At 65.8% G+C, this 888-nt stretch carries 2 protein-coding genes; one reads left to right on the top strand and one right to left on the bottom strand.

All coding sequences use genetic code 11. The annotated features are described in order from the left end of the window. Positions 1-304: flavin reductase (locus EOA33_RS37070; RefSeq protein ID WP_190234522.1), on the bottom strand; the 304-nt coding region annotated here is incomplete at its 3' end. Between the two features lie 174 nt (positions 305-478). Here EOA33_RS37070 and EOA33_RS37065 point away from each other — a divergent pair. After that, positions 479-888 (top strand): ABC transporter substrate-binding protein (locus EOA33_RS37065; protein WP_145989569.1); only part of this gene is annotated, 410 nt, incomplete at its 3' end.

Raw genomic sequence — 888 nt, 5'->3', positions numbered from 1 at the left:
GCGCAAACCGTTCCTCCACCGGCAGGCCGGTCATGCCGGAAAAGCCGACTGACAGCGGCTCCTGATGCGACGCCAGCGTGTTGAGCGCGAACTTGCCATTCGCAACGAAAGGCTCGTTCTTGGGATTCTCGCGGTTGAGGCAGACGAGCACGGTCGGCGGCGTGTCGGACACCGAGCAAGCGGCGATAACGGTCGCGCCTCGTCTGCCGGCGGGGCCGTCGGTGGTCACCACATGGACCTGGCCGGCAAAATGGGCCATCGCGTCGCGATAGGCCTGCGGCCCGATGTCGTTCTTCTTCAGCACAGATGATTTTCCTCAGAACCCACCGTTATATATGGCGGCATATTGCAAGCCACAAGCGAAGTGCTTGACGCATATCCCGAAATTCGCGTTGCGCCGAGGGCGGGCAGCCTTTAGGTCTTGGCGAAACGGGTGCCGGCAAACCTACCGCCGGCGCGGGAGGAACGCTTCGCTCACATGCGACCCCTGGTGACGATATTGGCGGTGCTGGCCTCGATTGCTTTCGCCGGCAACGCGGGCGCCGAAGACCTCGTCGTCGGCGTTGCGGCCCCCCTCTCCGGTCCTTCGGCGATCCTTGGCAAGCAGGTCGAAGCCGGCGCCGGGCTGGCGGCGGAAGCGAACGGCGCCGAGATCAAGACGCTCGATGACGCTTGCACCGCGGACGGCGGAGCCGCCGCGGCACGCGACTTCGCGGCGGCGAAAGTCGATGTGGTGGTTGGCTTCCTTTGCACCGAGGCGATCGAGGCGGCACTGCCGATCCTGAAAGAGGCTGGCATTCCCGTCATCACTGTCGGCGTGCGCACCGAAAGCCTGACCGACCGGCGCGCCAAGACCGGCTGGCCGGTCTATCGGCTCGGGCCACGCGG

Source organism: Mesorhizobium sp. M4A.F.Ca.ET.050.02.1.1, assembly GCF_003997725.1.
Taxonomy (GTDB): Bacteria; Pseudomonadota; Alphaproteobacteria; order Rhizobiales; family Rhizobiaceae; genus Mesorhizobium.
Note: the sequence above shows the minus strand (reverse complement) of the source record. Positions and strands in the feature narration are given on the sequence as shown.